This is a genomic window from Gemella haemolysans, from assembly GCF_028308085.1.
In the GTDB taxonomy this organism is placed as follows: domain Bacteria; phylum Bacillota; class Bacilli; order Staphylococcales; family Gemellaceae; genus Gemella; species Gemella haemolysans_D.
In genome coordinates, this window is sequence record NZ_JAQMFS010000026.1 from 12519 (window position 1) to 31457 (window position 18939).

Below are 18939 nucleotides of genomic sequence, written 5' to 3' on the forward strand. Positions count from 1 at the left end.
AACAAATGATGAAATATGGAGATAAAATATCTACCGTAGATCATCTAACTGAACTAAGAAAGAGACTAATACTAAGCCTTGTGTTTTTTATTGTCTCTTTCATAGTAAGTTTATTATGGTCTGCGGATATTTATAAATTTTTAACTAGTAATTTTAATAATAAATTGATTGTTCTTGGACCTAATGATATACTATGGATATATCTAACGCTTGCAGGTATTTGTGCCTTTACTTTTTCGATACCATTTATCTGTTATCAAATTTGGGCATTTATAAAACCTGCTTTAGAAGAAAAAGAAGCTCGTGCATTACTTGCTTATATTCCAGCAGTATTCATTTGCTTCACAGTAGGTTTAATCTTCGGGTTCTTTCTAGTAACCCCTGCTATTTTAAATGTGCTTCTTTCTATTGGTGATGACTTATTCAATACACAATTAACAGCTCAAAATTACCTATCGTTTGTAATTAATACAACAATACCGATAGCTATACTTTTTGAATTCCCTGTTGTTGTAGCATTTCTGACATCATTAGGTATTCTAACACCATCATTTTTAATACGTAATAGAAGATATGCATATTTTATACTAATCGTAATAGCTGTTGTTATTACGCCTGCTGACTTTATCAGTGACATCGTTATGTCTATACCATTAATTTTAATTTATGAAATTAGTATCATTATTAGCAAGTATATTTACAACAAAAGAGGTGAAAAATAATGGGATTTTTACGTGATATCGGGGCTCCTGGAGTTATAGTTCTTATTATAGCTGCTCTAATTATCTTCGGTCCTAAACGTCTACCTGAACTTGGAGAATCAATAGGAAAAATGTTCACATCATTCAAAAAATCAATTTCAGGTCTAACTGAAGAAGAAAATTCAACAAAACAAGACGAAAAAAAAGAAAATTAAAAATAGACTTTACAATATGTTTAAAGCATATCTGTAAAGTCTATTATTTTTATCTTATTTTGATAATTCAGTTAGATCATATGGTGTTTGTTGATAAACTTGGTTTAACCAGTTGTGATAAAATAAGTAAGCAACTCCTCTCCATCTATTTTTAGGAGTTTTTGTATCATCATTTCCTGGGTAATAATTCACCGGAACTTCTATTGGTAGATTACTATTTTTATCACGAATATACTCATTGTGAAGTGTATCTGCATCATATTCAATGTGTCCAGTCACAAATATTTTTCTTAAATCTTTAGTTGCTGCAAGAAGTGTTCCAACCTCTTCTGATCTAGCTAGTACATCAAGTTCAGAAATAGTAGACAGCTTCTCTTCCTCTATCTTAGTATGTCTAGAATGAGGAGCTAAGAAAGTATCTGTAAATCCTCTAGTTAATGTGTGATTTTCTAGAAGAACATCATGTTCAAAAACCCCAAATATCTTATCATCAACTTGCTCTTTTTTTACACCAAAATGGTAATATAAACTTGCTTGTGCTGCCCAACATATATTTAATGTTGAAAATACATGTGTTTTACTCCAATCAAAAATTTGATTTAACTCTCCCCAATAGTTTACATCTTCGAATTCTAAATGTTCAATTGGTGCTCCTGTAATAATTAGTCCGTCATAATAGTTGTCTTTCACTTCATCAAATGTTTTATAGAATTTTTCTAAATATGATTGTGCTGTATTTTTTGCCACGTGACTAGTCATATGTAAAAATTCAACAGTTATTTGAAGTGGAGAATTTCCTAGAAGCCTCAATAATTGGCGTTCAGTTTCTTCTTTCTTCGGCATTAAATTCAAGATTAGTATTTTTAAAGGTCTAATATCTTGGTTTTTTGCCCTATTTTCCTCTATTACTACTACCCCTTCTTCCAGTAATTTATTTTTCACTGGTAATTCATTTTGTATACATATTGGCATTGTCTATCTCCTTAACTACTCTTTTTCTTAAATAAAAAAACTCGCCACTATTACAACTATATGTAATAGGGACGAGTCTATCGTGTTACCACCCATGTTCGTGAATAAATTTATTCACCTTTATCGATACGTGTTCATATCATTGTGCTATATCGCGCACCAACGTAATTACCTATTAGATAATTATTACTCCGAGACCATTTTCAATTATATCTTTTCTTACTTTCTTCCACCAACCGAAAGCTCTCTGCTTTGAATCGATTATATTCTACTTATCTCTTCAATGTGTTTCATATTAGTTTACTTAACATTATAAAGTATTTAACACTATTTGTCAATAGAAAGCGCCTTAAAAATCTTAGAATCAAAGAAATCTTCGTTTCTCTATTATCTATAAATTATTTGTTAAATTCAATAAGTTCGAACTTATTTCCATCATAATCAAGAACACTAACTGAAGTATTTACTATTACTCCACGTCCTACTTCTTTAATACCTTTTTGCGTTAAGAAAGAACGGATCAAACCACCATGACATACCGCTAATATTGTCTTGTCTGGGTGTTCCTCATGCTTTTCTTTAAAGAATGCTTCTACTCTATCAGCTGCATCTGAATCTAATTCCATACCTCTTGTTTCTCCAGCCTTAAGACCAGCTCCGTACTCTGCAAAAGATACACCTTCATATTCTCCGTATGATTTCTCTATTAATCGTTTATCTTTGATTACAGATAAATTTTTATTTTCTTCACTATTTGAATTGTCTAGCATATATCTAGCAGTATCAAATGCTCTTCCTAAAGTGCTACTATAAGCAACATCAATAGTATATCCTTCTATCTTTTTCCCTGCAGCAATCCCTTGTCGGATTCCTTCTTCATTCAAAGGAATATCTGTATGTCCTTGAACTAATTTATTTTTGTTATAATCTGTTTCTCCATGTCTCGCTAAAATAATACGCATAATCTCATCTCCTTACTAAAAAATTAGGGAGCGACCAAATAAAATCAATCTTTATAAAACTATGATTTCTTAGCCGTTCCCTTAATAATTTTAAATATTAAATTTCTCTAATATATATTCTTGTCCATCATAGTGCAGCACGTTTAACGCTGTGTTGTTAATCAACATATTAGTCTCTGGATACAATCCTAATGTACGTAAAAAGATACGAATAAAGGCACCATGACAAACTACTAAAATTGTTTCATCTTCATGATTTAGATATTTTTCATTAAAGAATGAGCTTGCTCTTTCATAGACTTCTTCATCTTTTTCAATAGACTCTAGATCAGTCTGAGCTTCTAATGCTGAAAAATATTCATCAAAAGTACTCTCTTCGAAATCACCGAAGAATTTCTCTATTAAACGAGCATCTTCAGTAATTTCTTTATCGATATTAATCTTATTGTTAGAATTATCAAGCATAAGTCTAGCTGTCTCTACAGCACGTTTTAACGGGCTACTAAAGGCAAAATCAATGTCATACTCCGTTAACTTTTGACCTGCATTTCTCGCTTGACCTCTACCAGTTTCATTTAATTCAATATCACTATGTCCTTGAATTAATTTGTTTTTGTTATAATCAGTTTCACCATGTCTTACTAATAATATTTTCATGATTTTTACCTATTCAAAAATGAAATCTTCATCTTCAATTGATTCAACATTCATACTTACAACATATCCATCACCTTTTACACTGAAGAAGTCATGGTTTTTAGTGTTAGTATTCATCGCATTTTCAATGATTGGATTAATTTCTTTATCTTCGAAGTATCCAGGATATCCTAAGTTAGCTAATGCACGGTTAGCATTGTACTCTACGTAGTCTTTAACATCTTCATATAGACCGATTTCATCGTAAATATCTTTAGTATATTTTAATTCATTTTCATATAAATCTAAAAGTAATTTATACATTTCTTTTTCAGCACGCTCTTGCTCTTCTGGAGTTAAAGTTTTGAATAATTCTTGTGCATCAAATCCAGTAAAACTTCCGTGAATAGTCTCATCTAATAAGATTTTACGGATAATTTCTCCAGATGTCGTTACTTTTCCTTGCCCAGCAAGATATAATGGATAGAAGAAACCACTATAGAAAATATAACTTTCTAAGAATACTGAAGCTACACGAGCCATATATAAGTCATAAGTTGGAACTTCTGGTTTAAATAACTTCATGTAATAATCTTCAATTAATTTCGCTTTGAATTGAAGCTCTGGATTACTTGGAACCCATTCATCTAATAAGTAATCTGTTTCTTGTGAAGGGATTAATGATGTAAAAATTGTTGAGTAACTTTTCGCGTGAATTTGCTCCATCATTCCCATAAAGCTGTATACAGCTTGTTTTCTCATATCTTCAGTATGTAGAGATACAAGAGGCATACCTTTATCACCTTGTTGCGTATCAAGACCAGTTAACCCAGCTAATACTTTTTTGTAAGCTTCACGTTCTTTATCATTTAAATCTTCGTTCCAGCTCTTAATATCTTTTGACACTTTAAACTCAGTATCAACCCAAAATTGAGCAATATTTTGACGCCAATACATAAATGTTAAATCATCTTGTTTATTCCAGTTCACAGCTTTCATAATTAGTAATTTTTCCTCTCTTTTCTATATAGCACATGAAGTACATTCTTCTACAGAAAGTAGTTTGTTTCTTGTGTAATATAGTGATTTCAATCCTTTGTGATGAGCATAAATATAATATCTAGCAAGTTCTCTTGTTGTGATATCAGAATTTACGAATAAAATCACAGAAATACCTTGGTCTACGTGTTCTTGAATAACTGCCATTAAATCAATAAGTTTCATTTGATCTATAGTAAATGCAGATTTATAGAACCATTGAGTTTTTGGACTTAAGTATGGCATTGGATAGAATGTTTCAGCATTCCCATAACTTCTACGTTCAATTTTATCAACAATCGGTAATACACTTGATGTTGAGTTTTGAACATAAGAAATACTTTGTGTTGGTGCAATCGCCATTCTATATGCGTGATATAGTCCATTTTCTTTTACTCTATTTTTTAGACTTCTCCAGTCTTCTCTTGTTGGAATATGAATTCCTTCAAATAACTCTTTTACTTTATCAGTTACTGGTAAGTAGTCATTTTCAATATATTTAGTGAAGTAACTACCATTGTAGTAATCTGATTTTTCAAAATCTTTAAATGTTTCATTACGTTTTTTAGCAATTTGCATTGAACGTTCTAATGTATAGTAGTTCATCATCATGAAGAAGACATTTGCAAAATCTTTCGCTTCTTCACTCTCATAAGCGATTAAGTTTTTAGCTAAGTATCCATTTAAGTTCATAGCACCTAATCCAACAGAATGGAACTCATCATTAGCTTTTACTACTCCAGGTGCATTTTTAATCTTAGTAGAATTACTTACAAATGTTAATGCATCCATACCTGAGTAGATAGATTCTTTAATTTTTTTACTTTCCATTACATTTACAATGTTTAATGAAGCTAGGTTACAAGAAATATCACGTTTAATAATATCATCTTCACCGTAGTCTTTAATTATTGAAGTTTCTTGTAATTGGAAAATCTCAGTACATAAGTTACTCATCTTAACTTGTCCAATTTCACGAAGTGCGTGATCTTTATTCGCGTTATCCTTGAACATTAAGTATGGGTACCCTGATTGTAATTGAGTTTGCGCTATTAAATTAAGCATATCACGAGCATCAAATTTACGCTTCATGATATTTTCGTTCGCTACAAATTCATCATAATATTTAGCAATATCAATATCATCAAGGACTAATCCATACTCTTCATAAATTGAGTGAGGTCCAAACATATAGAAATCTTTGTTCTCACGAGCTAAATCGAAGAATAATGATGGTACGATAATACCTGTAGAAATTGTTGGAAGACGTAATTCTTCATCGGCATTAACCTTCTTAGTATCTAAGAATTCTAATACGTCATAGTGGAAAATGTTTAAGTAAACAGCTCCAGCTCCTGGACGTTGTCCTAGTTGATCAGCATATGCAAAACCTTGTTCTAAAGATTTAGCTACAGGAATAACACCTTTAGCTACCCCTTTAATACCTTTAATACTCTCACCACGCGCACGAAGTTTTGACAAGTTAATCGCAACCCCTCCACCAATTTTTGAAAGTTGTTTAGCTGTAGAATCGATGTAGTTAATTGAGTTAAGTGAGTCACCTACTTCTAATAAGAAACATGATACTAACTCACCACGACGACTTCTTCCAGAGTTTAAGAATGTTGGTGTCGCTGGTTGTAATCTTTGCTCAAGCATTGAAATCATAAGCTCTTTAGCTAAAGCAACATCTCCATCAGCTAAATACATAGCAACGATGAATACGTGTTGATTAAAGTTTTCTAAATATTGTTTTTTATCATTTGTTTTTAATGCATAATCTTTATAGAATTTACTTGCTGCCATGTAACTTTTGAATTCGAATTTAAAGTTTGCAGCTAATTCTAGACATTCTAGGATTTCATCTTCAATATATTTATCAAAGATATTATAGTAGAAATTCTCCTCTACTAGATATCTAAGTCTTTTCATTTCTGAACTGAATTTTACAGTTCGAAAGTCTACTTCACGAAGAAATTCTTCAATAGCCTCAACATCTTTTTCTAATTTGAAAAATCCATTGTCACCTCTTTTTGTTACTTCATTATTTAGTTCAATATGGTTAAATTTCTCCATTCTTTACACTCTCCAAATATATTTTTTTAAATTTTATTAAGTCTTTTGTATTACCGTGTAATTCTATTTTCATAAGTAATGGCACATTATACTTTTCACTAATCGTCTCTGAAGCTTTAGCAAATCTATTACCCCAGTTTTTATTACCACTACCTACTACTCCTTTTAAGTGCTTGTGATTAGTTTCTAAAAACTCTTCTACACCATCAGGAACTTGTCCAAAACCAATCGTAGGCGTTATTAATATATAATCAAAATCAACTTCGTAATCAATATCAAATAGATCAATAACATCCTCTTCGGGAATCTTACACATATCTACAAATCTCTTGCAATTTCCAGTTAATGAAAATACAATTATCTTCATTCTCTCTCACGCTCCCACAAAAATATTTCCGAAATTATTTCCCGGAAATTTATGACTTATATCAATTATACACTCTATTTTATTATTTTTCAATCATTATTTTTATCATGAAAAGGCTTAAAATCTTTTTTGGAAATTTGTATATCTATTTAATAATTCAAAATTCTATTAAGCAACTTTACACACTACAACGATTAAAATCGTCATAAGAAAAAAATTTTTTTCCTTTTAGTTTTCTTAATTTTACATAAAAAAACTTTAAACAAAATTACACTGTTTAAAGTTTTCTTCTATAATATATTTAGTTTATTATATCGCTTTTTCTTCTCGCAAATTCAGAAAAATAGAATTTATCAACTCTATGACGACTCTCTGTATAATGTAGGAAATCTGTTCCTTCTGTGTATATATCACTTCGTAAAACTGCAATATGTTTGTGACCATTTAAATCAATATATGTAGTATCTTCTTCATTAACAGGTTCAATTTTAAAATCTTTATTTCCATAAGAGATTTTAATTCCTAAATCCTTTTCTAGATATTCATATAATGATTCCTCTACACGATTTGTAGGTAGATCCCCTATTGTACTTTTTCTAATATAATCTTTATCTAGGATTACTGCTTCTCCATCAACGATTCTTTGACGTACCAGATAGATTAGTTTTTCATCTGGCTTAACAAGCCCAAGCCTTACTAAAAAATCCGGAGCATCTACTTCTTTATTCACCAACACTTTAGTAGTTGCATCTACATCTTGAAATTGGCGACGTTCTTTAAAACTTAGTATTCCCGTTACAGGTAATCTAAATCTATGAACATCTAACACTATAGATCCTTTCCCTTGTATTTTGTGAATATAACCATTTTCTAATAATAGAAGTAATGCTTTTCTTATAGTTTCCCTAGAAACATTATATTCTCTTGCGAGTTCATTTTCACTTGGTAAGAGAGAGTTAGACCTGTATTGCCTATTCTCTATTTTTTCTCTTAACTCTAAATAGATCTTAAAAAACTTATTCATGATTTCCCCCAAAATAAATAACTATATGTGTATATTTTACCATAATTTACATAAATATTAAATATTTTTTACTCAAAAACTTTTATAAATCCTTGTATTTTTGTTAATTTGTGTAAATATGTAAACCAAATTTAAAGCAAACCTCATTTCTACAACTATGTTTATGTGTTATAATGTTTATTGGAGGTGCAATAATGAGAAAATATATTATACAGTTCCTTATTGTTATAGAAAATTTTTCACTATTTATTAGTGGAATACTAGCCATAATATTTTACAATTGTTTTAATTTAAATTTTTATAAAAGTTTCTATCAAAAAGAAAATTTAGCCCCAAAAATTGGAACTACATACGAAGAATTAATAAAAAATACCACTAATTTACTAGATTATCTGAATCATAAAGCAATATTAAATCTTGATTGGTATACAGATAAAGATATACTTCATATGCAAGACGTTAGGACACTATATAGTTTAAGCTACAAAACAATGATATTTTTTATCGTAGTTTTTACTATTTCTACTATATTGCTGATAATACTTTGTAAGAAAAGAACTATTTTCTATATAACAAATACATTTAACAAAGTACTACTTGCATTTATTATAGTAATAGGTATCCTATCTTGTATCATTTCATATAATTTTACTTCATTTTGGATAAAATTCCATCAGTTGCTATTTTCAAATGATCTTTGGTTATTAAGTCCTGATGAGTCAAACTTAATTCAAATGGTGCCCGAAGAATTCTTCATAAGTCTCATTACAACAATAATCTTACATATCTTTATACTATTTATTTCATTGTTTATATTAAATACTGTGGTAAAGAAAAGAATGAAAAATAATTAAACTTAAAGATGATATTAAAAATTTAATTTCTTATAATTATGTGATATAATTAATTTTAGTTTCAAATAAATAAATTACGAAAGGATAAATTATGGCTCAAAATGATAAAAATGTTGTTACTGAAGATAAAGTAACATTTAGATTATGTGATGATTGCCTTGGTGTAAATCTTAAAACTTTGATTCCAAAACTAAAAAAGAAAGCACCAAATGCAGAATTTATCATAGGATGTCAATCTTATTGTGGACCCGGAAGAACTCAGACATTCACACTTGTTAATAGTAGAATTTGTATAGCAGATACTGAAGTCGAACTGATGCCTTTAGTTGATGAAAAACTTAGAGATCGAATGAGTGCCGAAGACGAAGAAAAATACAGAAAGCGTCTTGAACGTCGTCTTGAACGTACTTTCTACTTCATTATACCTGAAAATGTAACTATAAAAGTTGGTGAAGAAGTAGATGTCGATAAAGAAGGAGTAATCGCTCGTAAAGCAGGAAAATCTTATCTAGATGATCTTATTATCGAAGGAGAAGTTGATAATACTAAACCTGGAACTTACGAACTTATATACCGAGTTAATATCGATAACAAAGAACACAAGAGAAAAAGACTTATCACTGTTGTTGATGAAAACGTATAATTAACATTCATAAATATATATCAATCTAAACCTATGAGATAATCGTTGTATATACCTCTACTCATAGGTTTTTTCTTTATTTTTATGAAAAAAATATTTATACTATTTTTTGAAAATTACGTTTACTTTTTTTGTAAATATGATATAATATAAGTAAAGACATAGTAGTCGGAGGTTATGATCATGGAAAATAAATATTCTAAAATTTTAGTCGCAGTAGACGGTTCAAAACAAGCTGAATGGGCTTTCAAAAATGCCGTTGCCATTGCTCGAAGAAACGAGGATGCAGAGTTATATATCGCGTCTGTTATTGATGCGACAATCGCAACTTCTGGTTTATCAGATCCTTACATTTTCAACTCTTTCTACAAACGTACTAAAGAATTAGTTGATAGCTATGTAGAATCTGCTAAAGAAGACGGATTAACTAAAGTATTCGGTATCGTTGAACAAGGTATTCCTAAAATTGTTCTTAGTGAAGATATTGTTGACGAAAAAGGTATCGATCTTGTAGTTTGTGGATCTTCTGGTTTAACTGGATTCAAACGTATGCTTATGGGATCAGTGTCTGAAGGTATCGTTAGATATGCAAAATCTGACGTAATCATCATTAAACAACGTTCTATCCCAGCGGATTTCGAAGCAACTATCGCTAAAAAATTCCAAGAAGAACAAGAAAAATAAGCATCTCTAAATAAGATTTAGATTAATATATTTTAATTTAAATTCATTTAAAATTTTTCCTTTTTATAATGAACGACGCATATATCGTATGCGCCGTTCATTTTTTATTAATAAATCTTTTCAACTTTTAAACTATCATAATTCAATGCTGCAAGTTGCACAGAATTCGGTCCAAAATACTTAGTATAATCATGAAGCTGTTGCTTATCGTCATAAATATAAACCCTATCTCCGATACTTTCTTCATCACCTATTTCTACTACTAAGTGACTCATCATTGTTGAATAAATATTTCTCTCTTTACCATTAATTAAACATGTTTTTCCTTTTAATCTATCTCTTAGTATTCCATCACCATAGCCAATATTAACAACTCCTACTTTTTTATCAGCATCAGCTATATACGAATTTGAGTATCCAATACATTCGCCTTTATTCAAGGTTACTATATTAATAATTTCACCATAAACAGTAATCGGGTTTTTTATAACTAAATCCTTAAGAGCAACTGGATTTTCCTTCACATTATAAGGCATAGCTCCATAAAGAATAATCCCTAACCTCTGATGTGTTGTTTTCTCAAAAGTACCATCTCGTAAAAATGAAGCACTATTTTGTAAGTGAACTACTTCAAAATCATGATGATATTGTGCTTCTTCAAGAACTTTCAATACCAATTCTTTTTCTTTTTCATAGAATCCATCAAACTCATCAGCAAATGAAAAATGAGACCAAAATCCTTTTAATTTCAGATTGTTCTCTTTACAGAAATTTATAATTTCTAGTACTTCTTCGAGATTTCTTGCTCCAGCACGTCTCATACTACCCGCAAATTCCAATTGCAGCGTTAAGTCTCTAACATTTTCAAGATTTTCTTTTAAATATTCAAGACCCGCTATATTTATCTCAACATTGTATTCTCTAACTAAATCAAAATTATAAGTTGGATTTAAAAGAAAAATATTAGCATCTTCTCCTAATGTTTCTCTTATTACTTTACACTCTTCTTCTTTTGTCGTTGCAAAGTAATTTATCCCTACTTCCGAGTATAATTTTACACATTCTCTTAAATCTAAATTATACGCATTGTTTTTAACTACAGCTATTATGTCCTGTGCTCGTTCTTTTAAATTTATTGTATTTTGTCGTATGTTATTATAATTTAACTCAATTGTTGCCATAAAAATCCTTTCTTAGATAAAAGGGAGTGACTCTAAAATCATGATTTCAGAGAAATCGATTTTTTAAAGCCACCCCCGCAAATTTCATCAGATATCTAAAAGCTTTTATAAAGTAAATTTAGATATCTATAAACCACTGCGTTTATGAATTCTCATATAAACTTTTTAGGACCTTTAAATCAGCCCTTTTTATTTTACTTAAAATCAACAAAGTTATTTGTTGTAATGATTCAATATTCCTAGGTAATATTTAACCCCTACTTTTAATATTTTTTCATCAAAGTTGAAAGTTGGTGTGTGTAATCCTGAAACATAGTTTTTTTCTTCATTTCTTAAACCTAAAAAACTATAGTTTATAGGAGACAATCTACTAAAGAATGAGAAATCTTCTCCGTATAAATAAGCTTCTTCTAACTCAATATAATCAATATTTTCTTTTTCTATAACTTCTTTAATTACTTTATAAGGAACTTCATCATTAATTACCGCTGGATAACCTTCAGCAAAGTCAACACGAATACTTGCTCCAGTAAGATGTTCAAGACCAACACGAGTATTTTCAATTGCAGCTTTTATCGTAGCCAGATCTTCCATGCTGTATGTTCTAATAGTTCCTTCTAGGTAGGCATTCTCCGCAACAACATTCATAGCATCTCCGCCGTACATTTTACCGATATGAATAATATTAGTATTACGCGCTTTTGTATGTAATGCATTAAGTTTTAACATCTCTTGGAAGAACATTGTAGCTACATTAAGAGCATCGATTCCAGTATTTTTTAAACCTACATGAGCTGCACGTCCTTTAATATAGATTCTATATTCGTTAGCACTAGCCATAATTTCTTTTGGTTTAGATATTATATGTCCTTCTGGATAATCTGGATTCATATGCAGGGCATAACTTGCTAAAATGTTATACGGTGAAAAATCAAAATCATTAATTAATAAATTACCACCGCCGAAAGTTTCTTCAGCTGGTTGAAATACGAAAATGCTATTCACCTTCGTATCATTATTTTTGTAATAATCTACCGCTTCTATAACACTACCTAAAAGCATAGTAGTATGTCCATCATGTCCACAAGCATGCATCACACCATCGTTATTAGATTTGAAATCAACATCATTTTCCTCTGTGATAGGCAATGCATCAATATCAGCTCTGAATAATATCGTATCTTTAGTTTCTACGCTTGCTTTACAGATTACCACCAACCCTGTCTCAAGAGTTTCTTGAAATTCTATACCATATTCTTTTAAGACACTAGCGATAAATTCTTTAGTTTTATGCTCTTCCAAAGATAGCTCTGGATTTTGGTGTAGGTGTCTACGCCATGATGTTAAATTCTCTTCAGTAATTACTTTCATCTTCTCTTCCTACTTTATTATAAGTTTCTTAATTCTGCGATAATATCTACTTTTTCTTCTGCAACTTCACTACGTGTTTTGATTACTCGTGCTGGAACACCCGCTACTACATCTCCACTAGCTACATCTTTCGTTACTACACTTCCAGCTGCAACAACAGCGTTATCTCCGATTTGCACACCTTCTAAGATAACAGCATTAGCTCCGATAAGAACATTATTACCTACACGTACTGGTGTAGCATTAGCTGGTTCAATAACACCTGACAACACAGATCCAGCACCAACGTGAGAGTTTTCTCCAACTTCTGCACGTCCCCCTAAAATAGCATTCATATCGATCATAGTATTTTTACCAATTTTAGCACCGATATTAATAACAGCACCCATCATAATAACCGCATTATCTCCGATACTAACGTGTTCACGAATTGAGCATCCTGGTTCGATACGAGCGTTAAACTGAGTTAAATCAATCATCGGCACACCACTATTACGGCGATCATTTTCTACACGGTGATTTACTACCACAGCTTTATTAGCTTCGTAAAATTCCACCCAATCAGCAAAATCCGCAAAGATAACTCTTGAGTTTCCTTCACCATAAACTTCTAAAGTTTCTGGAAATTCTACATCAGCGTTAAAATTAACATAAACTTTAACCGGTGTTTTCTTTTTAGATGTTGCTATAAATTTAATAATCTCTTCTGTTGATTTCATTTCTTTCTCCTATTATCTATATGATTTTTTTCTATTTTATATCTAATTTCTACATATGTTAAACTAACTTTATTATAATATTCTTTGTTTAAGTGCTATACTAGATTACTTTCTTCATTTATCTAGTTATAAACTACTTAGAGACGACTCTGTTATCACCTCTATAGACTCATTTGAATCGCTTCTGACTTTATTATTCTATACCTAGTACATCTTTCATAGAATATAATCCAGGTTCTTGTGCACTGTTAAGCCACTGTGCAGCTGTAACAGATCCTTTTGCGAACATTTTTTTACTTAGAGCTGTATGTTTAATCTCAATTACCTCATCTTCTCCAGCAAAAATCACTTCATGCTCACCTACTATAGTTCCACCACGAACCGCGTGAATTCCAATCTCTTTTTCTTGGCGTTTCATATCTCCGTGACGACCATAAACTCTAGTATAATCTTCTACATCTTTAACCGCATCTACTAACATTTTTGCAGTTCCACTAGGCGCATCCACTTTTTTATTGTGGTGTTTTTCAATAACTTCTATATCATATCCTAATAACAATTCACTAGCTTTTTTCACTAATTCTACTAAGACATTTACTCCTAAGCTGTAATTCCCAGCGAAAACTACTCCAACATGAGTCGCTAGTTCATCGATTAATTCTAATTCTTCTGCAGTATGACCAGTTGTCGCTATTACAACCTTTGTTGTTGTACGTTTAGCATACTCCACTAATTCAGCAGTCCCAGCATGATGAGAAAAATCAATAATCACATCAGCCACCTTTTCTAAACTTTCATATGAAGTATAAGTAGGAAATTTCTCTTCTAATAATTCACGACCTACACCTGCAACAATTTCTAAATCAGTACTATCTTGAATATAATTTTTTAGAACTTGTCCCATAGTTCCATTATAACCACTTAATAAAACTCTCATTTTTACTCTCCTTGTAATGAATTAAGTCTTGCGATTTCTTGCTCTAATTTTGTCGCTAATGTTGGTGCAACGTGTGTCATAGGTAGACGGTAGTGACAAGCTGATTTTCCGATTAATTCTACACATTTTTTAACTGGCATTGGGTTTGGTTCAGCAAATAACATGTGGATGAAGTCTAAGTATTTAAGTTGTAATTCAAACGCTATATCCACTTGTCTTTCTAAAGCATATTTACACATTAAGTGAGTTGCTTTTGGATAAACATTAGCTAAAACAGAGATTGTCCCTTTACCACCTGCTAAAATAATAGGTACATTAATGTCATCATTTCCTGAGTAAATATCAATTTTATCCCCTACTAAGTTTCTAACTGCTAAAGTATGAGCAATATCCCCTACAGCATCTTTGTACGCCACGATATTTTTGTGCTGAGATAAGTGTAAAATAGTCTCAGGCGCCATAACTTGTCCAGTTCTTCCTGGTACATTGTAAAGTACGATTGGTAAATCTACACTATTCGCGATTGCTTCAAAGTGTTCAATTAGACCTTGTTGGCTAGTTTTGATGTAATATGGTGTTACTACTAATAATGCATCTGGTCCTAATTTTTCAATTTCTTGGCTTAATCTAATTGAGTGAGCTGTATCGTTAACCCCACTACCTGCAATAACAGGTACACGTCCTGCTACTCTATCAATAGCGAATTTAATTACCGCTACTTGCTCATCGTCAGGCATAGTTGAACTCTCACCAGTAGTTCCCGCTACGATAATCGCATCTGTACCTTCACTAATTTGGAATTCGATTAACTCTCCAAACGTATCATAATCTACACTTCCATCCTCGAAAAATGGTGTTACTAATGCTACTCCGCTTCCTGTATAAATTGTCATAATCTTGTTCTCCTTGTTTCTAACTTATTTTATATATTTTTAATAATATTTTTTATGTTATTTTTTAAATTAAATATCTTGTCTAATTAAATCTTCTAAAGTCTCACCTTTTACTACTAGGCGACTAGTTCCATCTTTTACAAATACTACCGGCAATTTCGGTAATCTATTGTAATTGCTACTCATACTGTAGTTATACGCCCCTGTTGATGATACTAATAGTAAGTCACCTTGCTCAGCTTTAGGTAATTTTGCATCCATTACTAACATATCTCCAGATTCACAACACTTACCAGCAACTGTATAAGTTGTATCAGCTTCTTGATTCATTTTATTAGCTAATATTGCCTCGTATTTTGCTTTATATAATGCATAACGAGGATTATCTGCCATACCTCCATCAACGAACACATATTCACGACCTGCAAAAGTTTTCTTAACTCCACCTACACTATATAATGTGCTACCTGCGTTACATGTTAAACTTCTACCTGGCTCAATAACCACCTTAGTTAAATCTAAGCCGAAATTATCACTTTCACGTTCCACTACTTCAATATATTCTCTTAAAAATTCAGCAAGTTCAAAAGGTCTATCTTCTTCAGTATAATAAACTCCGAACCCTCCACCTAGATTAAGAACACTTATAGTTAAACCTAATCTTTCTTGAACTTTTTTCGTAAATTCCATAACCACTTTTACAGCTTCGAAAAATGAAGTTTTCTCAAAAATTTGTGATCCGATATGTGAATGGAATCCTACGAAATTAAGATTGCTTTGATTATTAATATCTGCGATTAAATCATAAATTGTTTCATCATATACTGAATAACCAAATTTTGAATCATCTTTTGCAGTTTTGATGTATTCATGAGTATGCGCATCGATACCTGTATTAATTCTTAGAAGTACATCTACAGTATTCCCACTCTCTCTTACGATTTCATTAATCATTTCATATTCATAGTCATTATCTATGACGATAGTTCCTACACCAACTTCTAATGCATATTGTAGTTCTTCACGAGTTTTATTATTTCCGTGGAAATAAGCTCGTCTCATATCATATCCAGCTTTATATGCTGTATGAATTTCGCCAAGTGAAACCACATCTACACCTAAACCTTCTCTACTCGCAATTCTTAATACTTCTAAACAACTAAAAGCCTTCGATGCGTAAAGAACTTCTGTATTGAACTTCGAACTTTTAAAATTATTAATAAAAGTTCTACATTTGTTCACTAACATATTTTCATCATAAACGTAAAGTGGTGTGCCATATTGAGCCTTTAACTCACTTACTCCAACACCTGAAATATTCAGTTCACCATTTTCTACCGTCATACCATCAAATAATCTCATTACTTTCTCCTTCAAATAAGTTATAAAAAATAGACTACAAGAACAAAAGGTCCTTGTAGTCTAGCTTATAATTCTATCCTATTCCTCTTGCCCTTATTATAAAAAGCTCACCATGAAGAAAATGGGCATTTTCTAATGACAGTGTTATGCCTGTTCGACATAACCCCAGTGAAATAAATCACTTCGGCGATGCTACCTTTTAAATTAGTCATCGCGGCCTCTTTTTATAATACTTATCTATTTACATTGTATAAATGATATCATGTTTCAAAACTATTGTCAATAGTTTTCAGAAAATTTTTATAATATTCTAGTTTTGGTGTTTACATATACACAATTAGTATCAGTTGTAATTACTCTTTAAAACAACTATAATATACTCATATTAAAAGAAGATTGCACAATAGACTCTTCTTAATATAAAAAATAAAGGATTATAAAATATGATTGAATTCACAAAAAATGACGACTTAAATAAAATTATCAATGACAATGACATAGCGATTATTCAATACGGATCAGCCACATGTATGCCATGTCACTCAATAAAAAACCGAATTACCACATGGCAAGAAGATCACAAAGACATCGCAGCATACTACATTTCATTAGAAGAAAATATGGAAATTGCTGCTCAACGAGGCATTCTTTCAGCACCAACTGTAGAAGTTTATATTGAAGGAAGACTATCTATTCAAAAAAGCGGATACTTCAGTCTTGATGAAATTCTAGAAAAAGTAAGTACTGTGAGTGAACAAATAAAATAAAAAATAAGAGCGATTCAAAGTTATTATTTTGAATCGCTCTTATTATTAGTTATTCACTTTTGCCAATATATCTACAGGCTCTTCGCCTAGTAATAGTTTTACATCATTTATATCAACAATTCTAAATCCTTTTATTTTTGATTCCAGTTGTCTTACTGACTTAGTCACCCTCGATGTATCGATAAGTAATATCTTTTCATAGTCAGGTACTTTTTCTTCTGCTCTCTTAAGAAATCTCATAACATGCTCAGGATGTAAATATGTCTGACCTTTATATGATTTTATTTCTACTACATATTTCTTACCATTTTTTTCAAGACATAGATCAAAATCCCTACTTCTATTTTTGGGCTCCGTAACTTTATAACCAACATTTTTAAAAGCATACGCAAGTAATAGTTCTTTACCCATTGGCGAAGTTAACTTCTCTAAAGCTGCAAGTAAGAGTTTAGGTTTAATCTTAATAACCGATTTCTTTAATCCCTCAGGATCTTTTGTTAATAGTTTTCTATTAAATCCGATAATATAATCTTCCACTATAGCAAAATGACCATGTGCTATACAGTTTCTAATCGCTGTTAATAAAGCATTTATTTTTGAAAAAGTAGTATATTTCGCAACTATTATTTTTTGACAATTAGAACAGATATTTTCCTCAAAAAATCTCCATTCATCATTACTTATAACATCCTTTGAGCCTATCCACTTCACATCACGACTTTCATCCATTCCCATTTGATTCATGACATAGGTAAATGAAAATTCATCATATAACTTATTAGAAATCAATTCATTTTTATCTGATTGGTATGAATCAATATTCGGTGTATACCAAAGTAATTTTTTTATTACAGTATCCATTTCTTCTGAAAGTTTAATTGGTCTAGGGCTGTGGTGTATTTTATAATTTTTTTCACTTCTACTACTACAACATTTCTTAAACATATCCTTCTCCTAAAGCTAGTAAAATTTTGAAATCAGTTTATATTAATTTTATTATATCATATATTCTATTCATAAAAAAAGACACGTAGGGGTTATATACGTGATTTTAGGAGAGAATACTAAATTATTTATAACTATTATTTTTCTTTGTATCCTCTTCTCGTTTCTGCTATAATCAGAGGTGGAGAGAGAAGTTAGGGAGTTTAATACTTCCGATAAAGGTGGTGGCTACTTTTCTATGGAAGGAGATGGTGCTTATGCTCATAAGTAACAAAATCTGGACGAAAGGAGTAGCAAGTTGTCTGCGTTTGAAATTATACAAACTATTATAGGTGTTAATCTTTTAATTACAACTGTAGTAGGTGTGTGTATCTCAGCACTAAAAAAAGACAATAAAAAATAACCATCTTTTATATACTTTGACGAGTTAGATGGTTATTTATATCATTCAACGAGCCACCGTCTTTTAAGTTAGTCGTTTATTTTTCAAAGTCGAAGACTGAAGAAAAATATTACGAATAATTTATACTACGACTACTATAATTTCTACGAACGTAGTGAGTTAAGAAATTATTAGTAAAGTCAGTGCAAA

General features: G+C 31.0%; 20 protein-coding genes, 1 pseudogene, 1 riboswitch and 1 other annotated feature. Of the genes and pseudogenes, 7 read left to right on the top strand and 14 right to left on the bottom strand.

Features of this window, described 5'->3' with window-relative positions; all coding sequences use genetic code 11:
* The first annotated feature begins 5 nt into the window (after positions 1-5).
* The gene (tatC, locus tag PNO30_RS01585) at positions 6-722 is read left to right on the top strand and encodes a twin-arginine translocase subunit TatC (protein ID WP_334212532.1); all 717 of its coding nucleotides are present in this window, start codon (positions 6-8) and stop codon (positions 720-722) included.
* Positions 722-916, top strand: a complete 195-nt coding sequence (locus PNO30_RS01590) for a twin-arginine translocase TatA/TatE family subunit (RefSeq protein ID WP_003147294.1) — start codon at positions 722-724, stop codon at positions 914-916. The genes tatC and PNO30_RS01590 overlap by 1 nt, the downstream gene beginning before the upstream one ends.
* Positions 917-970: 54 nt before the next feature.
* Here the strand turns inward: PNO30_RS01590 and PNO30_RS01595 are convergent, their stop codons facing one another.
* From PNO30_RS01595 to treR, 7 genes are all read right to left on the bottom strand, one after another.
* The gene (locus PNO30_RS01595; protein WP_271986905.1) at positions 971-1888 is read right to left on the bottom strand and encodes a homoserine O-succinyltransferase; all 918 of its coding nucleotides are present in this window, start codon (positions 1886-1888) and stop codon (positions 971-973) included.
* Between the two features lie 64 nt (positions 1889-1952).
* Positions 1953-2181: a binding site (T-box leader), on the bottom strand.
* Positions 2182-2286: 105 nt separating this feature from the next.
* Positions 2287-2850, bottom strand: coding sequence for a histidine phosphatase family protein (locus tag PNO30_RS01600; protein WP_048802870.1), 564 nt, complete (start codon positions 2848-2850; stop codon positions 2287-2289).
* Positions 2851-2940: 90 nt separating this feature from the next.
* Positions 2941-3507 carry a histidine phosphatase family protein gene (locus tag PNO30_RS01605; protein WP_271986906.1) on the bottom strand — a complete coding sequence of 189 codons (567 nt, stop codon included), beginning with the start codon at positions 3505-3507 and terminating at the stop codon, positions 2941-2943.
* A 9-nt stretch (positions 3508-3516) separates the two neighbouring features.
* A complete protein-coding gene (nrdF, locus tag PNO30_RS01610) occupies positions 3517-4485 on the bottom strand; it encodes a class 1b ribonucleoside-diphosphate reductase subunit beta (protein WP_003147299.1) in 969 nt (322 codons plus the stop codon).
* A 24-nt stretch (positions 4486-4509) separates the two neighbouring features.
* A complete protein-coding gene (nrdE, locus tag PNO30_RS01615) occupies positions 4510-6600 on the bottom strand; it encodes a class 1b ribonucleoside-diphosphate reductase subunit alpha (protein WP_271986907.1) in 2091 nt (696 codons plus the stop codon).
* Positions 6587-6967: a class Ib ribonucleoside-diphosphate reductase assembly flavoprotein NrdI gene (nrdI, locus tag PNO30_RS01620; RefSeq protein ID WP_003147301.1), complete on the bottom strand. Its 381-nt coding sequence runs from the start codon at positions 6965-6967 to the stop codon at positions 6587-6589. Before nrdI ends, nrdE begins: the two co-directional genes overlap by 14 nt.
* Positions 6968-7268: 301 nt before the next feature.
* Positions 7269-7991: a trehalose operon repressor gene (gene treR, locus PNO30_RS01625; protein ID WP_271986908.1), complete on the bottom strand. Its 723-nt coding sequence runs from the start codon at positions 7989-7991 to the stop codon at positions 7269-7271.
* Between the two features lie 194 nt (positions 7992-8185).
* Between treR and PNO30_RS01630 the strand changes: the two genes are divergently transcribed.
* The 4 genes and pseudogenes from PNO30_RS01630 (at position 8186) to PNO30_RS01640 (ending at position 10172) form a co-directional block, all read left to right on the top strand.
* Positions 8186-8845 (top strand): TIGR01906 family membrane protein, encoded by a 660-nt coding sequence (locus tag PNO30_RS01630; RefSeq protein WP_271986909.1) that lies wholly within the window; start codon positions 8186-8188, stop codon positions 8843-8845.
* Positions 8846-8936: 91 nt separating this feature from the next.
* Positions 8937-9251 (top strand): annotated as a pseudogene (locus PNO30_RS08955) (DUF5011 domain-containing protein); the annotation flags it as partial.
* Positions 9252-9284: 33 nt separating this feature from the next.
* Positions 9285-9488, top strand: coding sequence for an immunoglobulin-like domain-containing protein (locus PNO30_RS08960; protein ID WP_420319623.1), 204 nt, complete (start codon positions 9285-9287; stop codon positions 9486-9488).
* 183 nt (positions 9489-9671) lie between these two features.
* Positions 9672-10172 carry a universal stress protein gene (locus PNO30_RS01640; RefSeq protein WP_271986911.1) on the top strand — a complete coding sequence of 167 codons (501 nt, stop codon included), beginning with the start codon at positions 9672-9674 and terminating at the stop codon, positions 10170-10172.
* A 107-nt stretch (positions 10173-10279) separates the two neighbouring features.
* Here PNO30_RS01640 and alr read toward each other — a convergent pair whose 3' ends face one another.
* The 6 genes from alr to lysA all read right to left on the bottom strand — a co-directional run bounded on the left by alr (position 10280) and on the right by lysA (position 16635).
* On the bottom strand, positions 10280-11353 hold the full coding sequence (alr, locus tag PNO30_RS01645; protein WP_271986912.1) for an alanine racemase: 1074 nt from the start codon (positions 11351-11353) through the stop codon (positions 10280-10282).
* A gap of 213 nt (positions 11354-11566) precedes the next feature.
* A complete protein-coding gene (locus tag PNO30_RS01650; protein ID WP_271986913.1) occupies positions 11567-12724 on the bottom strand; it encodes a M20 metallopeptidase family protein in 1158 nt (385 codons plus the stop codon).
* 17 nt (positions 12725-12741) lie between these two features.
* The gene (gene dapD, locus PNO30_RS01655) at positions 12742-13443 is read right to left on the bottom strand and encodes a 2,3,4,5-tetrahydropyridine-2,6-dicarboxylate N-acetyltransferase (RefSeq protein WP_204644466.1); all 702 of its coding nucleotides are present in this window, start codon (positions 13441-13443) and stop codon (positions 12742-12744) included.
* 193 nt (positions 13444-13636) lie between these two features.
* Complete coding sequence (gene dapB / locus PNO30_RS01660; protein ID WP_271986914.1) at positions 13637-14380, bottom strand: 4-hydroxy-tetrahydrodipicolinate reductase; 744 nt, start codon at positions 14378-14380, stop codon at positions 13637-13639.
* A gap of 2 nt (positions 14381-14382) precedes the next feature.
* Positions 14383-15273 (bottom strand): 4-hydroxy-tetrahydrodipicolinate synthase, encoded by an 891-nt coding sequence (dapA, locus tag PNO30_RS01665; protein ID WP_271986915.1) that lies wholly within the window; start codon positions 15271-15273, stop codon positions 14383-14385.
* 69 nt (positions 15274-15342) lie between these two features.
* Complete coding sequence (lysA, locus tag PNO30_RS01670) at positions 15343-16635, bottom strand: diaminopimelate decarboxylase (protein WP_271986917.1); 1293 nt, start codon at positions 16633-16635, stop codon at positions 15343-15345.
* Between the two features lie 95 nt (positions 16636-16730).
* Positions 16731-16866, bottom strand: a riboswitch (Lysine riboswitch).
* 212 nt (positions 16867-17078) lie between these two features.
* On the opposite strand from lysA, the gene PNO30_RS01675 reads away from it, so the two are divergent.
* Complete coding sequence (locus PNO30_RS01675; RefSeq protein ID WP_271986918.1) at positions 17079-17402, top strand: thioredoxin family protein; 324 nt, start codon at positions 17079-17081, stop codon at positions 17400-17402.
* Positions 17403-17447: 45 nt separating this feature from the next.
* On the opposite strand, the gene PNO30_RS01680 is transcribed toward PNO30_RS01675, so the two are convergent.
* Entirely contained in the window at positions 17448-18347 is a 900-nt protein-coding gene (locus PNO30_RS01680) for a restriction endonuclease (RefSeq protein ID WP_271986920.1), read from the bottom strand.
* Positions 18348-18939 lie beyond the last annotated feature (592 nt).